The following is a 13,948-nucleotide window of genomic DNA, read 5'->3' as shown; positions in this document are numbered from 1 at the left end:
AACCGTTTGTCCACAGCCTGGAGGCGCCTGTAGCCAAAATGTGCCGACGACCGAACAATCGGTAGGTGAGGCGCATCGCCCCGTCGCGTCTCTCAGCCGCTTCCAACGAGGAGGTGCCGTCATGACGGTCATGGAGCAGCGGGACGCCTACCGGCTCACCCCGCCGCCCGCCTGGCAGCCCCGCACGGATCCCGCGCCGCTGCTGCCCGACGCCGAGCCGTACCGGATCCTCGGCACCGACGCCGCGGCCAAGGCCGACGCCCGGCTTCTGCACCAGCTGTACGCGGAGGTGGTGCGTGGGCGCAGGTACAACGCGCAGGCGACCGCCCTGACGAAGCAGGGCCGGCTCGCGGTCTACCCCTCCAGCACCGGACAGGAGGCCTGCGAGGTCGCGGCCGCCCTCGTCCTGGAGGAGCGCGACTGGCTCTTCCCCAGCTACCGGGACACCCTCGCCGCCGTCGCCCGTGGCCTCGACCCCGTACAGGCCCTGACCCTGCTGCGGGGCGACTGGCACACCGGGTACGACCCGCGCGAGCACCGCATCGCTCCCCTGTGCACCCCGCTCGCGACCCAGCTCCCGCACGCGGTCGGTCTCGCGCACGCCGCTCGTCTCAAGGGTGACGACGTGGTCGCGCTCGCCATGGTCGGCGACGGAGGCACCAGCGAGGGCGACTTCCACGAGGCGTTGAACTTCGCGGCGGTGTGGCAGGCTCCGGTCGTCTTCCTCGTCCAGAACAACGGCTTCGCGATCTCCGTACCGCTCGCCAAGCAGACCGCCGCCCCGTCCCTGGCCCACAAGGCCGTCGGATACGGGATGCCCGGTCGCCTCGTGGACGGCAACGACGCGGTGGCCGTCCACGAGGTCCTCGCCGAAGCCGTCCGCCACGCGCGCGAAGGGGGTGGCCCCACCCTCGTCGAGGCGGTCACCTACCGCATGGAAGCGCACACGAACGCGGACGACGCCACGCGCTACCGCGTCGACGCCGAGGTCGACGCCTGGCGCGAGCACGACCCGATCCTGCTCCTGGAGCGGGAGTTGACGGACCGCGGACTCCTCGACGAGGAAGGCATACGGGCCGTGCGCGACGACGCCGACAAGATGGCCGCCGGCCTGCGCGAGCGCATGAACCAGGACCCGGTGCTCGACCCCATGGACCTCTTCCGCGACGTCTACGCCGAGCAGACCAGCCAACTGCGCGAGCAGGCCGCCCAGTTGCGCGCCGAGCTCGACGCCGAGGCGGACGGGGACGACCGATGACGACCGTCGCCGCCAAGCCGGCCACCATGGCGCAGGCCTTCGGCCGCGCCCTGCGCGACGCCATGGCCGCCGACCCCTCCGTGCACGTCCTCGGAGAGGACGTCGGCACGCTGGGCGGCGTCTTCCGCGTCACCGACGGGCTCGCCGAGGAGTTCGGTGACGCCCGCTGCACGGACACGCCGCTCGCCGAGGCGGGCATCCTCGGGGCCGCGGTCGGCATGGCCATGTACGGCCTGCGCCCCGTGGTCGAGATGCAGTTCGACGCCTTCGCCTATCCCGGCTTCGAGCAGCTGATCTCGCACGTCGCGAAGATGCGCAACCGCACCAGGGGCGCGATGCCGCTGCCCCTCACCGTGCGCGTGCCCTACGGCGGCGGCATCGGCGGCGTCGAGCACCACAGTGACTCCTCCGAGGCGTACTACATGGCCACCCCAGGCCTCCATGTCGTCACGCCCGCCACCGTCGCGGACGCCTACGGCCTGATGCGCTCAGCCATCGCCTCCGACGACCCCGTCATCGTCCTCGAACCCAAGCGGCTGTACTGGTCGAAGGACTCCTGGAACCCCGAGCACCCGACGGACGTCGAACCCATAGGCCGGGCCGTGGTCCGGCGGCCCGGCAGCAGCGCGACCCTCATCACGTACGGGCCGTCGGTGCCGGTCTGTATGGAGGCAGCCGAGGCCGCGCGAGCGGAGGGCTGGGATCTGGAGGTCGTCGATCTGCGCTCCCTGGTGCCGTTCGACGACGAGACGGTCAGCGCGTCCGTGCGCCGCACCGGCCGAGCGGTCGTCGTGCACGAGTCGGGTGGTTTCGCCGGGCCCGGCGCCGAGATCGCCGCGCGGGTCACCGAGCGCTGCTTCCACCACCTGGAGGCGCCGGTCCTGCGCGTGGCCGGGTTCGACATTCCCTATCCGCCGCCGATGCTGGAGCGGCACCATCTGCCGGGGGTCGACCGGATCCTGGACGCGGTCGCCCGGCTTCAGTGGGAGGCGGGCAGCTGATGGCACAGGTCCTCGAGTTCAAGCTGCCCGACCTCGGCGAAGGCCTCACCGAGGCGTCGATCGTCACCTGGCTCGTCCAGGTCGGCGACGTCGTGGCGGTGGACCAGCCGGTCGTCGAGGTGGAGACCGCCAAGGCGATGGTCGAGGTCCCGTGCCCCTATGGGGGCGTGGTCACCGCCCGCTTCGGCGAGGAAGGCACCGAACTGCCTGTCGGCTCCCCGCTCCTGACGGTCGCCGTCGGCAACCCGGCCGAGGGCGCGGGTGAGGAAGAGGGCTCCGGGAACGTCCTGGTGGGATACGGCACCGCTGCCGCCCCCGCGCGCCGCCGCAGGGTCCGCCGCCAGGACGACGTCCCCGCGGCGGCGCCCGTCCTGTCCTCACCGTCCGCCCCGGCTCCGAAGGCGCCGCCGCGGAGCGGCCCTGTGCCGGTCATCTCCCCCCTCGTACGCAAGCTCGCCCGTGAACACGGCGTCGATCTGCGGGAGTTGCTCGGGTCGGGACCCGACGGACTCATCCTGCGGGCCGACGTCGAGAGCGCCATGCGCGAGACCGTGCAGGTACGGGCTCACGTGGCCGAGGCGGCGGCCATGCCCCCGGTCCCGGCCCTCACCGAGGCACCCACCGAGGCCCTTGCGCAGGCCCCGACCCCCGTGGACGGGACCGCCGGCGGTATCCGGGTCCCCCTGCGCGGCCTCCGAGGCGCCGTCGCCGACAAGCTCACCCGCAGCCGCCGCGAGATCCCCGACGCGACCTGCTGGGTGGACGCCGACGCCACCGAGTTCATGCACGCGCGCGTGGCCATGAACGCGGCCGGCGGGGAGAAGATCTCCGTACTCGCCCTCCTCGCCCGCATCTGCACCGCCGCCCTGGCCCGTTACCCGGAGCTCAACTCCCGGGTCGACCTGGCGGCCCAGGAGATCGTGCAGCTCGACGCCGTGCACCTCGGGTTCGCCGCCCAGACAGAGCGCGGACTCGTCGTCCCTGTCGTGAAGGACGCGCACGTGCGCGACGCCGAGTCCCTCAGCGCCGAGTTCGCCCGCCTCACGGAAGTGGCGCGGGCCGGGCGGCTCACGCCCGGGGAACTCACGGGCGGCACGTTCACGTTGAACAATTACGGCGTCTTCGGCGTCGACGGCTCGACGCCGATCATCAACCACCCCGAGGCCGCCATGCTCGGCGTGGGCCGGATCATCCCCAAACCCTGGGTCTATCAGGGGGAGTTGGCCGTGCGACAAGTCGTCCAGCTGTCGCTCACTTTCGACCACCGGGTGTGCGACGGCGGCACGGCGGGCGGCTTCCTGCGCTACGTCGCGGACTGCGTGGAACAGCCGGCGGTGCTCCTGCGCACGTTGTGACGACCGGCGGCCCGCTCCCGTCCGTCCCGACCTGTGACGACCGGCGGCCCGATCCCGTCCGTCCCGACCTGTGACGACCGGCGGCCCGATCCCGTCCGTCCCGACCTGTGACGACCAGCGGCCCGCCCCCGCCCACCCCCGGTGTGACCTAAATCCTCGCGGGTGCGGGCCGTTTCCAGGGGTGGCATTGATCCTTCGTGCGCCCATACTCGTGGGATGAACGCTGCTCCCGCGCCGAGCCGCCACGCCCACGACGCCGTCGTGCTCGCCGGCGGCGCCTCCCGAAGGCTCGGCGGCGCGGACAAGCCGGCGGTCCGCGTCGGCGGCAGGCCGCTGCTCGACCGGGTCCTGGCCGCCTGCGCCACGGCCGGCACCACGGTCGTCGTCGCCGAGCCCAGACCCACCGCGCACCCCGTGCGCTGGACCCGCGAGGACCCGCCGGGCGGCGGACCGCTGGCCGCACTCGACGCCGGCCTGCGCGCCACCACGGCCGACGAAGTCCTCGTCCTCTCCGCCGACCTGCCCTTCCTGAGCGAGCAGACCGTACGGCGCCTCCTCGACGCCCTTTATGCGGGGACGGCGGACGGGGTCATGCTCAGCGACGCGGACGGCCGTGACCAGCCGCTCGTCGCGGCCTACCGCAGCGCACCCCTGCGCCACCACCTCGCCGAACTCGCCGCCGCACACGACGACGGTCTCTCCGGGCTGCCCCTGCGGCTGCTCGTCGGCCGGCTCGAACTGACCCGCATCACCGACCCCGTCGCGTCCTTCGACTGCGACACCTGGGACGACATCGCCGCCGCCCGGTCACGTATCAGGGAGCATGGTCACGTGTTGGATGAATGGATTTCCGCAGCCAAGGACGAACTGGGCATCGAGCTCGACGTCGACACCGGCGTCCTGCTCGACCTCGCCCGCGACGCCGCGCACGGCGTGGCCAGGCCGGCCGCTCCCCTGACGACGTTCCTCGTCGGGTACGCGGCCGCGAACGCCGGGGGAGGCCGCGAGGCCGTCGCCGAGGCCTGCGCGAAGGCCGCCGCGCTCGCGGACCGCTGGGCGAAGGAGGCCGCGGACGAGGAAGCGTCGGCGACCGGTGCGGCAGGCGCCGGCTCCCGTGCCGCTGCTGACGGCCCCGCGTCGGACGGTGCCTCGACCGATGGGCCATCGGGCGCGCGGCCGGATGCGGGATGAGCGGTCAGAGCGCCGAATCGCTGGCCGAGCAGGCGCGCGCGGCCGAGGACGGCGCCGTCGACGAGGCGCTCGCCCTGGTCAACGAGGCCCGGGCGGCGGACGACCGCGGCGCAGGCCGTGCGGCGCTCCCCGGCGCGGCAGGCTCCGGTACGGGACGCGCGGGAGCGGGAAGCCCCGGCACGGGCCGCGGTTCGGCAGATCGCTCCCGGCGCACCGAACTCGCCACCCCCACTGGGCAGATGAACCGCGGGGACCATATGAATCATCCGCACAGTCCTGAGGGCCCCGCGCGCCACAGCGCTCCCTCGGGCTCCGGAACCGATTCCCAGCACCGTGCCGCCCCCTGGTCGGCCGCGCGAGCCGTCGCCGGGCGGGCCGGACGCGCGGCCGCTGCTCTCCGGGGACGTGCGGCGGAGCGCCGAGAGCCGCTCGACCGGGCGCTCGGTCTGACGCTGGCCGAGCCCCTCGCCGCGCTCTCCGATCTTCCGTCCTTCGACACGTCCGCCATGGACGGCTGGGTTGTAGCCGGGCCGGGCCCCTGGGACGTACGGGCCGAGGGGGTACTCGCCGGGCAGGACCGGCCCGCGCCGCTCTCTGACGGTGAGGCGGTCCAGATCGCCACCGGCGCCCGGGTCCCGAGGGACGCGACCGCCGTCATCCGCAGCGAGCACGGCCGTACCGACGACAATGGCCGGCTGTTCGCTCTGCGCGACGTCGGCCACGGCCAGGACATCCGTCCCCGAGGCCAGGAGTGCCGCTCCGGCGACCAACTCCTGCCCTCCGGAGCCCTGGTGACGCCGGCGGTGCTCGGGCTCGCGGCGGCCGCCGGGTACGACGCACTGCTGACGGTGGCACGGCCGCGGGCCGAAGTGTTCGTCCTGGGCGATGAGTTGCTGTCCGAGGGCCTCCCCCGTGAAGGCCTCATCCGGGACGCGCTCGGTCCGATGCTGCCGCCGTGGCTGAGGGCGCTGGGTGCGGAGGTCAGCTCAGTACGGCGGCTGGGTGACGATCCGAAGGCGCTGCTGAAGGCGGTGCAGGCATCGGACGCCGACCTCATCGTGACGACCGGCGGCACCGCGTCGGGCCCGGTCGACCATGTGCACCCGACGCTGAGCCGGGTCGACGCCGAACTGCTCGTCGACGGGGTCGCGGTGCGGCCGGGGCACCCGATGCTGCTCGCCCGCACCAAGGAGGGGCAGCATCTCGTCGGCCTGCCGGGCAACCCTCTCGCGGCGGTCTCCGGGCTCCTCACGCTCGCCGAGCCGCTGCTGCGAATCCTCGCGGGACGGCCTGAGCAGGAGTCGTACACCGTGCCGCTTCAGGAGGCTGTGCACGGTCATCCGCACGACACGCGGCTCGTCCCCGTCGTGGTGCGGGGGGAGCGCGCCCTGCCGCTGCGCTACAGCGGGCCGGCCATGCTGCGAGGGATCGCGGCGGCCGACGGGCTCGCCGTCATCGCGCCCGGCGGCGCGAAGGCCGGGCGGGAAGTGGAGATCCTCGACCTGCCGTGGTCGTGGAACCCGGCGGGTGGTGACGGGAGCGACGGCCCTGCCGGGAGGTGTTTCACGTGAAACTCTGCATCGCTGGAGTCAATGGTCTGCCGGGGGTGCCGCTGGCCGCGCAGGGGCGTTTCGCCTGATCAGCGGGTAGGGGTCGCACGGCTGACCGTGATGACGCGGTCTGTGAGCTGGAGAGTTGCGGCCTGTGGGTCGGCGTAGTCCAACACCTTCTTCCCGCGCACGACGGCCACGACAAGGTCGGAGCACTCGCGCGGGGACTGGCCCACCTCGTCCTTGGTCACCAGACGTTCGACGAGATCCAGGCCGCTGCCGTAGGTCATCAGGTCTTCGAGAGTGTCCGCGACGTGGGGGCTCGCCGTGGAAACGCCGAGCAGGCGACCGGCGGAACTGGAACTGGTCACCACTGTGTCCGCGCCGCTCTGCTTGAGCAGCGGCACGTTCTCGTCCTCTCGAACCGCGGCGACGATGGTCGCGCGCTTGTTGAGCTGGCGTGCCGTGAGGGTGACCAGCGTCGCGGTGTCGTCCCGCTGCGGCGCGATGATGACGTGCGCTGCCCGCGGCAACTCGGCCTTGAGGAGCGTCTCGGAGCGGGTGGCGTCTCCGAGGACTGACACGAGCCCGTCACCGTTGGCGATGTCCAGCACCTTCCGTTGTGGATCGACGACCACGATCTCGTCCTTGGTGATTCCCTGGCCGAGAAGCGTCTGGATGGCGTGCCGCCCCTTGGTGCCGTAGCCGACGACGACCACATGGTTCCGCATGCGCGAGCGCCAACGGTGGACGCGCACTTGTTGGCGGGTGCGCTCGGTGAGCACTTCGAGAGTGGTGCCGACCAGGATGATCAGGAAGAGAACGCGCAGAGGTGTGATGACAAGGATGTTGATGAGCCGAGCGCCGTCACTGACAGGCGTGATGTCGCCGTATCCGGTCGTGGAGAGGGTGACCGTCGCGTAGTAGGCCGCGTCCAGGAAGTCGACGCTGCTGTCGGAGTTGTCGTTGTAGCCGGCGCGGTCGAAGTAGACGAGCAGCGTCGTCACGGCCAGAACCAACAAGGCCATGGCCAGCCGTCGTAGAACCTGTTGGAGGGGCGGCACGGCCCCTTGCGCCGGCATGGTGATGGACCGTCCGGCCTCCGCGTCGTCCAGCGCTTCGGTGCGGGAGCGGTACCAGAGGGACCGGTAGATCGAGAACTGCTCCGTCTTGGAAGGTGGTTGCTTCTCGTCTCTCATCCTTTGCCCCCTGCAGCGGTGATCCAGAAAGTCGGCACGGTGACCATGTTCCTGGACGAAGCCACGCACGTCTTGGAGCAGTAGAACCCGGCAAGCCGCCATATGTGCCGCGTCGCGCTGTGCGGACCCAAAGGGAAGGGCGAAGGCGGTCGCGCTCACGACGATGGCGGTCGCGCTCACGACGATGGCGGTCGCGCTCACGACGATGGCGGTCGCGCTCACGACGATGGCGGTCGTGGCCAGGACGTTGGCGGTCGAGGCGATGATGCACCGGTGTCGCTGCATCTGTCGGTCTCGTCGGTACCCCGCTGCGATGAGCACCGCTTCGTCCGTTTCAGCGGTAGCGTCGTTCCCAGTGGTAGCGGGACCCTCGTCGACCTCGAAGGACAGCCGAACCGGACCGAACCGGACTGGACCGAACCGGACTGGACCGAACCGGACTGGACCAGATCGGCCCGGTTCCGACCTTTGAGATCTTCGCACCGAGCGCGCTGCACAAGGTCGTTGTCCATGAATCTAGGTTGCGTTTGTCAAAGCGCTGGAGGTCCACCTTGCGTGACCACACCGTGGTCGTCGGATTCGGCACGAAAGGCCGGTCGGCGATCCAGACCGTCTGCGCGACAGGGCTGAAGGCGGATCAGGTGGTGGTCGTCGACCCCAGCGGCAAGGTCATCGAGGCGGCCACGGCGCAGGGGTTCGCCGGAGTCGTCGGCGATGCCACGCGCAGTGATGTGCTGCTGAGGGCCGAGGTGAACAGGGCGCGGCAGATCATCATCGCCACGCAGCGCGACGACACCGCGGTCCTGGTCACCCTCACCGCCCGCCAGCTCAACCGCGAGGCGAAGATCGTGGCGGCCGTCCGCGAGGAGGAGAACGCCCCGCTGCTGCGGCAGTCGGGCGCCGACGCCGTCATCACCAGCGCCGGCGCGGCGGGACGGCTGCTCGGACTGTCCGTACTCAGCCCGAGCGCCGGCATGGTCATGGAGGACCTCATCCAGCAGGGCAGCGGCCTCGACATCGTCGAGCGGCCCGTCATAAAGGCCGAGGTGGGGCTGACGGCCAGGGAGACCGAGGACCTGGTGGTGAGCGTGGTGCGCGGGCACCGGGTGCTGGGGTACGACGACCGGGCCATCGGCACGCTCCAGTTGACGGACCGCCTGATCACGATCGTCCGGGCCACCCCCGGCGCCCAGTCCGTGCCGGACGTTCGGCGGCTGCCGCGGGACTGACGATCGTCCGGGCCACCCTCGGTATCCAGTGCCGTCCCGGACGGGCGGGGGCTGCCGCGGGACTGACGATCGTCCGGGCCACCCTCGGTATCCAGTGCCGTCCCGGACGGGCGGGGGCTGCCGCGGGACTGACAGTTGAGGGCACGCGACGGAGGGCGCGGGACTGACAGTTGAGGGGACGCGAGGCCTGACGGGGCACGCGCCGCCCCGCCTTCTGGATCACCCCGAGGAGTAGCCTCGCCGGCATGTATGCGATCACGATTCCGGAACCCGGTGGACCTGATGCGCTCGTCTGGGCGGAGGTTCCCGATCCCGTACCCGCTGAGGGCGAAGTGCTGGTCGAGGTGGCGGCCGGGGCCGTCAACCGCGCCGATCTCCTGCAGCGTCAGGGCTTCTACAACCCGCCGCCCGGCGCGACCGACATCCCGGGCCTGGAGTGCTCGGGACGCATCGTCGCCCTCGGCGCCGGCGTGTCCGGCTGGTCCGTCGGCGACGAGGTGTGCGCGCTGCTCTCGGGCGGCGGTTACGGCGAGAAGGTCGCCGTCCCGGCCGGCCAGCTCCTGCCCGTACCCGCGAACACCGACCTCGTCACGGCAGCCGCGCTGCCCGAGGTGACCTCGACCGTCTGGTCGAACGTCTTCATGATCGCCCACCTTCGCCCCGGCGAGACCTTCCTCGTCCACGGCGGATCCAGCGGCATCGGCACGATGGCCATCCAGCTGGCCAAGGCCATCGGCGCCAGGGTGGCGGTGACGGCGGGCAGCAAGGAGAAGCTCGATTACTGCGCCGAGCTCGGCGCCGACATCCTGATCAACTACCGCGAGCAGGACTTCGTGGAGGAGATCAAGCGGGCCACCGACGGCGCGGGCGCGGACGTCATCCTCGACAACATGGGCGCCAAGTACCTGGACCGCAACGTCCAGGCGCTGGCCACCAACGGCCGCCTCGCGATCATCGGCATGCAGGGTGGCATCCAGGGCGAGCTGAACATCGCCATGCTCCTCAACAAGCGCGGCGCCATCACGGCGACCTCGCTGCGCGCGCGCCCGCTGGCCGAGAAGGCCGCGATCGTCGCGGCGGTACGGGAACACGTCTGGCCGCTGATCGACTCGGGCCGCGTCCGGCCGATCGTGGACCGGAGCCTGCCGATGAGTGACGCGGCACAGGCGCACCGGGTCCTGGAGGAGAGCAAGCACATCGGGAAGGTGCTGCTCACCGTGGAGTAGGTCCGCCGACCCGCCGGCCGCCCATCCACCCACCGCCCGCCCGCACGCAGGCAGGCAGGCAGTCGGGTGGGCGGGGGCGTGGCCCTGGCGAGTGGGCGGTCCCCCGGCGGCCGGGCGGTGTGGCCGGATGAGTGGAGTGGCACCAGGGCGCCGAGCCGGTGAGTGGAGTGGCACCAGGGCGCCGAGCCGGGGTGAGTGGAGTGGCGCCAAGGTGCCGGAATTGTGGCGTCATGTGACGCTGATTCCGGGATTCCTCCGATCTTGGTGACTCGATTCCGGGAGGGGCGCGCGGAATGACTCCACGCCTCCGCACCACCGGCCGCCCGCTGCCGCTGCCGCTGCCGCTGGCGCTTTTGCTGCCGCTGTGGCCGCTGCTGTTCATGGCCCTCCTCCTTGGACCGGCCACCTCCGGCACTTACGCGTACGCCGCCGAACCCGCGCCCACGCACACGCCCGCCTCTGGCGATGACGAGACCCCGGCCGGCAGGGACGCCGGTGGCGATCCCGGGGCGGGGCGTACGCATCCGGGACGGGCCGAGTCGGACCCGGCGGACCACGTCCGCCCCGGACCGTCCGCGCCCATGGACCGGCCGCGCGAGCAGCGGTCCGAGGCCGCACCGTCCGTGCCTCACATAGCGAAGCCCTCGGCCAGCGCTTCCCCCGGACGGACCAGCGCGTCCCACACCCGTCCGAAGGCATCGCCCGCGGACCCCTCTCACAAGGGCCACCCTGCCCGTACGAGTCACCCCGCCCGTACGAGTCACACCGCCCGTACGAGTCACTCCGCCTCGGCGTCCGCAGCCGGGCCGAAGCGGTTCCACCGTCCGTCGAGGGACCCGTCCCGCACCCGCCCGGCCCACGAGTCCATACCCGTGCCCCTGCCCCCGGAAGAGCCGCAGGTCCGCGATGACGAGCCGGACGAGCAGGAGGTCCAGCCGTCGGCCCGGCCGACGGGCGTCCCCGTGGACAACGCGGACCACACCCCGCGGCAGGCCGTCGCCGAACCCGTGATCCCTGCCGTCACCATCCTGCCGCTGGGCTTCGGCCTCGTCCTGGTCGGCCTCGGCGTCGGATTCCTGGCACTGCGTCTGCGCCGCCCATGAAGTCTCAGTCGCTCGGTCTCGGCCGCCCATGAAGTCTCAGCCGGCCACGGAGTCTCAGCCGCCCATGAAAATTCCGCCGCCCACGAAGTCTGGTCCGAACGTGAAGTCTCCGCTGCCCATGACAGACACGCCCTCCACGCCATACGCACTCCCCATGACATACGCACCACCCACGCCATACGCCTCCCACCCCCTCCACGCCCGAGGCGGCCCTTCCCGGCCGGCCCGCGGTCCCCGTTCGACGCCCCGCCCGCCCCGACGGCCGCCGCCGTCCTCGCCGAGGCCCGTACGCGTCGGGAACACCGTCCCTCACGGTGGGAGTACGCCCGGACACGGTGGATCACCCTCGTAAGGGGGCACTACCCAGGTGTGACGGTGCGGTACGAGAGAATGGCGGCATGGAGATGCCGAGGAACGAAAGGCCGCCGGAGAGCCCCCAGGTCCTGGTCGTGGGCCAGGACGGGATGGCGCTCGGAGGCGGCGGCGGTGGAGACGACGAGTCCCGCGAGGTCCCGGTGACGGAGATGGTGGAACAGCCCGCCAAGGTGATGCGCATCGGCAGCATGATCAAGCAGCTGCTCGAGGAGGTGCGGGCGGCTCCTCTGGACGAGGCGAGCCGGGTGCGGCTCAAGGAGATCCACGCCAGCTCCGTGAAGGAGCTCGAGGACGGTCTCGCGCCGGAGCTTGTCGAGGAGCTGGAGCGCCTCTCCCTGCCGTTCACCGACGAGGTGATCCCGAGCGACGCCGAACTGCGGATCGCGCAGGCCCAGTTGGTGGGCTGGCTGGAAGGGCTCTTCCACGGGATCCAGACGACGCTGTTCGCCCAGCAGATGGCCGCGCGGGCCCAGTTGGAGCAGATGCGCCGCGCGCTGCCGCCCGGCGTGGGCGGTGGCGAGGAGGGCGACGACCCGCGGATCGCCGGCCGCTCCGGAGGCCCGTACCTGTAAGGACAGGCGCCCCTGCCCGGTACCTGTCGCAACCCGAATCGAACCCGCAACGCGAAGGCGCCCGGCCGGTCACCATGACCGGCCGGGCGCCTTCGTATGTCTCCTGGCCGTCTGCCGGGAGGGCGGCGGCTCAGGCGCCGCCGTCGGTGCCCGCCGCGGCGTTTCCGCCCGGGTCCCCGTTGGCGCCACCCGTGGGCGGCTCCTCCGTGGGCAGGCTGGGGTCGCCCGAGGGCGACTCCTCGGGCACCGACTGGCTCTTGGTCGGCGTCGGGTTCGACGGCTCGTCGCTCGGCTGGGACGCGCTGTCGGACGGCGAGACGTCGCCCGAGCTGGGCTCTTCCGACGGCGGGTAGTCGGACTGCCCGCCGGTCCCGGCGCCCGGGTCCGTGGTGTCGTCCCCGGAGGACGTGTCGTCGGAGCTCTGGCTGGGCTCCTTCTCCTTCTGGGAGTGCGACTGCGTCGGGGACTGCGTGGTGCCGGTCCCGCCCTTCTGGTCGTCGCTGCCGGTCATCGCCCAGGCCGCGCCGCCCGCGATCGCGATCACGGCGAGGACCGCGAGGATCCACATCTTGCCGCGACCGCTGCCGCCGCCTGAGCGGTGGCCGCCGTCGAAGCCGCCGTCGTCGCTGCCCGGGGGCCGCAGCATCGGCTGGGCCGCCGTACCGCCGTCGGTCGGGTGCGGCAGCGCCGTCGTGCCGGCGACGCCCATGGCCGGGGTGTTGCCGCCGCTGTGCATGTCGGCGCTGACCGGGCCGGTGTTCCAGGTGTTGGTGTGGCCGCCCTGGTCGTACAGCATCTGCAGCCCGTACTGGACGAGACCGCGCATCTCCTCGGCGGTCTGGAACCGGTCGTCCGGGTCCTTGGCCAGGGAGCGCATGACGAGCCCGTCGAGCTCCGGCGGTGCCACGTCCGAGACCTCGGAGGGCGGCACCGGGGTGTCCTGGACGTGCTGGTACACGACGGACAGCGGGGTCTCGCCGGTGAACGGGGGCCGCAGCGCGAGGAGTTCGTAGAGCAGGCAGCCGGTCGCGTACAGGTCGGAGCGGTGGTCGACGGCCTTGCCGAGGGCTTGCTCGGGCGACAGGTACTGGGGTGTGCCCATGACCATGCCGGTCTGCGTCATGGTCGACTGCGCGCCGTGCAGGGCGCGCGCGATGCCGAAGTCCATCACCTTCACCGCACCGGTGTTGGTGATGATCACGTTCGCCGGCTTGATGTCGCGGTGCACGATGCCGTGCTGGTGCGAGTAGGCGAGGGCCTCCAGGACACCGGAGACGATGATCAGGGCCTGCTCGGGTCCGGGCGCCTCGGCGTTCAGGAGGAGGTCGCGGATGGTGCGGCCCTCGACGATCTCCATCACGATGTAGGGGACGACCGAGCGGCCGACGGTGTCCTCGCCGGAGTCGTACACGGCGACGACCGCGTGGTGGTTGAGGCCCGCGACCGACTGGGCCTCGCGCGTGAAGCGGGCCTTGGACACGGGGTCCTCTGCGAGGTCGGAGCGCAGGAGCTTGACCGCGACGGTGCGTCCGAGCCGGACGTCCTCCGCGGCGAAAACCTCCGCCATGCCGCCCCGGCCGAGTCTGTGGGTCAGTCGGTACCGGCCGTCACCGACCAGCCCGCCGTTTCCCCACAACTCCGGCGCATCTGACATACCGCCGCCAGCCGCCTCGGGGTCGGACGGGCCCTGAGCGCGCTGCGTCTGTGCCATCAGTCCTCGCCGTCGTTTCTGTCCGCGTCCGTGTCCGCACTCTCGGATGTACGCGCGGTGGTCGTTACGGTCTCCGTCGGGCCACGCTACAGGCATCGCCCGGCGCCCTGTTCCGAGATGGACCGGCCATCAAACCTTCTGCGGTCAATGCGATGCAAATCGTCTGCGCAATTCCTGT

General features: G+C 71.8%; 10 protein-coding genes and 1 pseudogene. 9 read left to right on the top strand and 2 right to left on the bottom strand.

From position 1 onward, the window contains the following. Positions 1-121: 121 nt before the first annotated feature. The 5 genes from pdhA to ACIPWY_RS14020 all read left to right on the top strand — a co-directional run bounded on the left by pdhA (position 122) and on the right by ACIPWY_RS14020 (position 6,376). The gene (pdhA, locus tag ACIPWY_RS14040; RefSeq protein ID WP_393699328.1) at positions 122-1,258 is read left to right on the top strand and encodes a pyruvate dehydrogenase (acetyl-transferring) E1 component subunit alpha; all 1,137 of its coding nucleotides are present in this window, start codon (positions 122-124) and stop codon (positions 1,256-1,258) included. Then, positions 1,255-2,259, top strand: coding sequence for an alpha-ketoacid dehydrogenase subunit beta (locus tag ACIPWY_RS14035; protein ID WP_362907713.1), 1,005 nt, complete (start codon positions 1,255-1,257; stop codon positions 2,257-2,259). The genes pdhA and ACIPWY_RS14035 overlap by 4 nt, the downstream gene beginning before the upstream one ends. Then, positions 2,259-3,614: a dihydrolipoamide acetyltransferase family protein gene (locus tag ACIPWY_RS14030; protein WP_362907712.1), complete on the top strand. Its 1,356-nt coding sequence runs from the start codon at positions 2,259-2,261 to the stop codon at positions 3,612-3,614. The genes ACIPWY_RS14035 and ACIPWY_RS14030 overlap by 1 nt, the downstream gene beginning before the upstream one ends. A 216-nt stretch (positions 3,615-3,830) precedes the next feature. After that, entirely contained in the window at positions 3,831-4,805 is a 975-nt protein-coding gene (locus ACIPWY_RS14025) for an NTP transferase domain-containing protein (protein ID WP_393699333.1), read from the top strand. After that, positions 4,802-6,376 (top strand): molybdopterin molybdotransferase MoeA, encoded by a 1,575-nt coding sequence (locus tag ACIPWY_RS14020; RefSeq protein ID WP_401533281.1) that lies wholly within the window; start codon positions 4,802-4,804, stop codon positions 6,374-6,376. The genes ACIPWY_RS14025 and ACIPWY_RS14020 overlap by 4 nt, the downstream gene beginning before the upstream one ends. A gap of 68 nt (positions 6,377-6,444) precedes the next feature. On the opposite strand, the gene ACIPWY_RS14015 is transcribed toward ACIPWY_RS14020, so the two are convergent. Next, complete coding sequence (locus tag ACIPWY_RS14015) at positions 6,445-7,554, bottom strand: potassium channel family protein (protein WP_362907709.1); 1,110 nt, start codon at positions 7,552-7,554, stop codon at positions 6,445-6,447. 536 nt (positions 7,555-8,090) lie between these two features. Here ACIPWY_RS14015 and ACIPWY_RS14010 point away from each other — a divergent pair. The 4 genes and pseudogenes from ACIPWY_RS14010 to ACIPWY_RS13995 form a co-directional block, all read left to right on the top strand. Next, positions 8,091-8,783 (top strand): annotated as a pseudogene (locus tag ACIPWY_RS14010) (potassium channel family protein); the annotation flags it as partial. Positions 8,784-9,028: 245 nt separating this feature from the next. Then, positions 9,029-10,009 (top strand): NAD(P)H-quinone oxidoreductase, encoded by a 981-nt coding sequence (locus ACIPWY_RS14005; RefSeq protein ID WP_393699338.1) that lies wholly within the window; start codon positions 9,029-9,031, stop codon positions 10,007-10,009. 293 nt (positions 10,010-10,302) lie between these two features. Further along, positions 10,303-11,112 carry a hypothetical protein gene (locus ACIPWY_RS14000; protein WP_401533278.1) on the top strand — a complete coding sequence of 270 codons (810 nt, stop codon included), beginning with the start codon at positions 10,303-10,305 and terminating at the stop codon, positions 11,110-11,112. A 398-nt stretch (positions 11,113-11,510) separates the two neighbouring features. Then, positions 11,511-12,059 carry a bacterial proteasome activator family protein gene (locus ACIPWY_RS13995; RefSeq protein WP_362907706.1) on the top strand — a complete coding sequence of 183 codons (549 nt, stop codon included), beginning with the start codon at positions 11,511-11,513 and terminating at the stop codon, positions 12,057-12,059. A gap of 130 nt (positions 12,060-12,189) precedes the next feature. On the opposite strand, the gene ACIPWY_RS13990 is transcribed toward ACIPWY_RS13995, so the two are convergent. After that, on the bottom strand, positions 12,190-13,770 hold the full coding sequence (locus tag ACIPWY_RS13990) for a protein kinase domain-containing protein (protein ID WP_393699342.1): 1,581 nt from the start codon (positions 13,768-13,770) through the stop codon (positions 12,190-12,192). Positions 13,771-13,948: the final 178 nt, after the last annotated feature.

Source organism: Streptomyces sp. NPDC090032 (assembly GCF_044748025.1).
Classification (GTDB): Bacteria; Actinomycetota; Actinomycetes; order Streptomycetales; family Streptomycetaceae; genus Streptomyces.
This window is presented reverse-complemented; position numbering and strand designations above follow the sequence as displayed.

Bases quoted from the DNA above. Each gene is read 5' to 3' on its own strand.
- pdhA (WP_393699328.1), top strand. From the start codon at position 122: ATGACGGTCATGGAGCAGCGGGACGCCTACCGGCTCACCCCGCCGCCC.
- ACIPWY_RS14035 (WP_362907713.1), top strand. From the start codon at position 1,255: ATGACGACCGTCGCCGCCAAGCCGGCCACCATGGCGCAGGCCTTCGGC.
- ACIPWY_RS14030 (WP_362907712.1), top strand. From the start codon at position 2,259: ATGGCACAGGTCCTCGAGTTCAAGCTGCCCGACCTCGGCGAAGGCCTC.
- ACIPWY_RS14025 (WP_393699333.1), top strand. From the start codon at position 3,831: ATGAACGCTGCTCCCGCGCCGAGCCGCCACGCCCACGACGCCGTCGTG.
- ACIPWY_RS14020 (WP_401533281.1), top strand. From the start codon at position 4,802: ATGAGCGGTCAGAGCGCCGAATCGCTGGCCGAGCAGGCGCGCGCGGCC.
- ACIPWY_RS14015 (WP_362907709.1), bottom strand. From the start codon at position 7,554: ATGAGAGACGAGAAGCAACCACCTTCCAAGACGGAGCAGTTCTCGATC.
- ACIPWY_RS14005 (WP_393699338.1), top strand. From the start codon at position 9,029: ATGTATGCGATCACGATTCCGGAACCCGGTGGACCTGATGCGCTCGTC.
- ACIPWY_RS14000 (WP_401533278.1), top strand. From the start codon at position 10,303: ATGACTCCACGCCTCCGCACCACCGGCCGCCCGCTGCCGCTGCCGCTG.
- ACIPWY_RS13995 (WP_362907706.1), top strand. From the start codon at position 11,511: ATGGAGATGCCGAGGAACGAAAGGCCGCCGGAGAGCCCCCAGGTCCTG.
- ACIPWY_RS13990 (WP_393699342.1), bottom strand. From the start codon at position 13,770: ATGGCACAGACGCAGCGCGCTCAGGGCCCGTCCGACCCCGAGGCGGCT.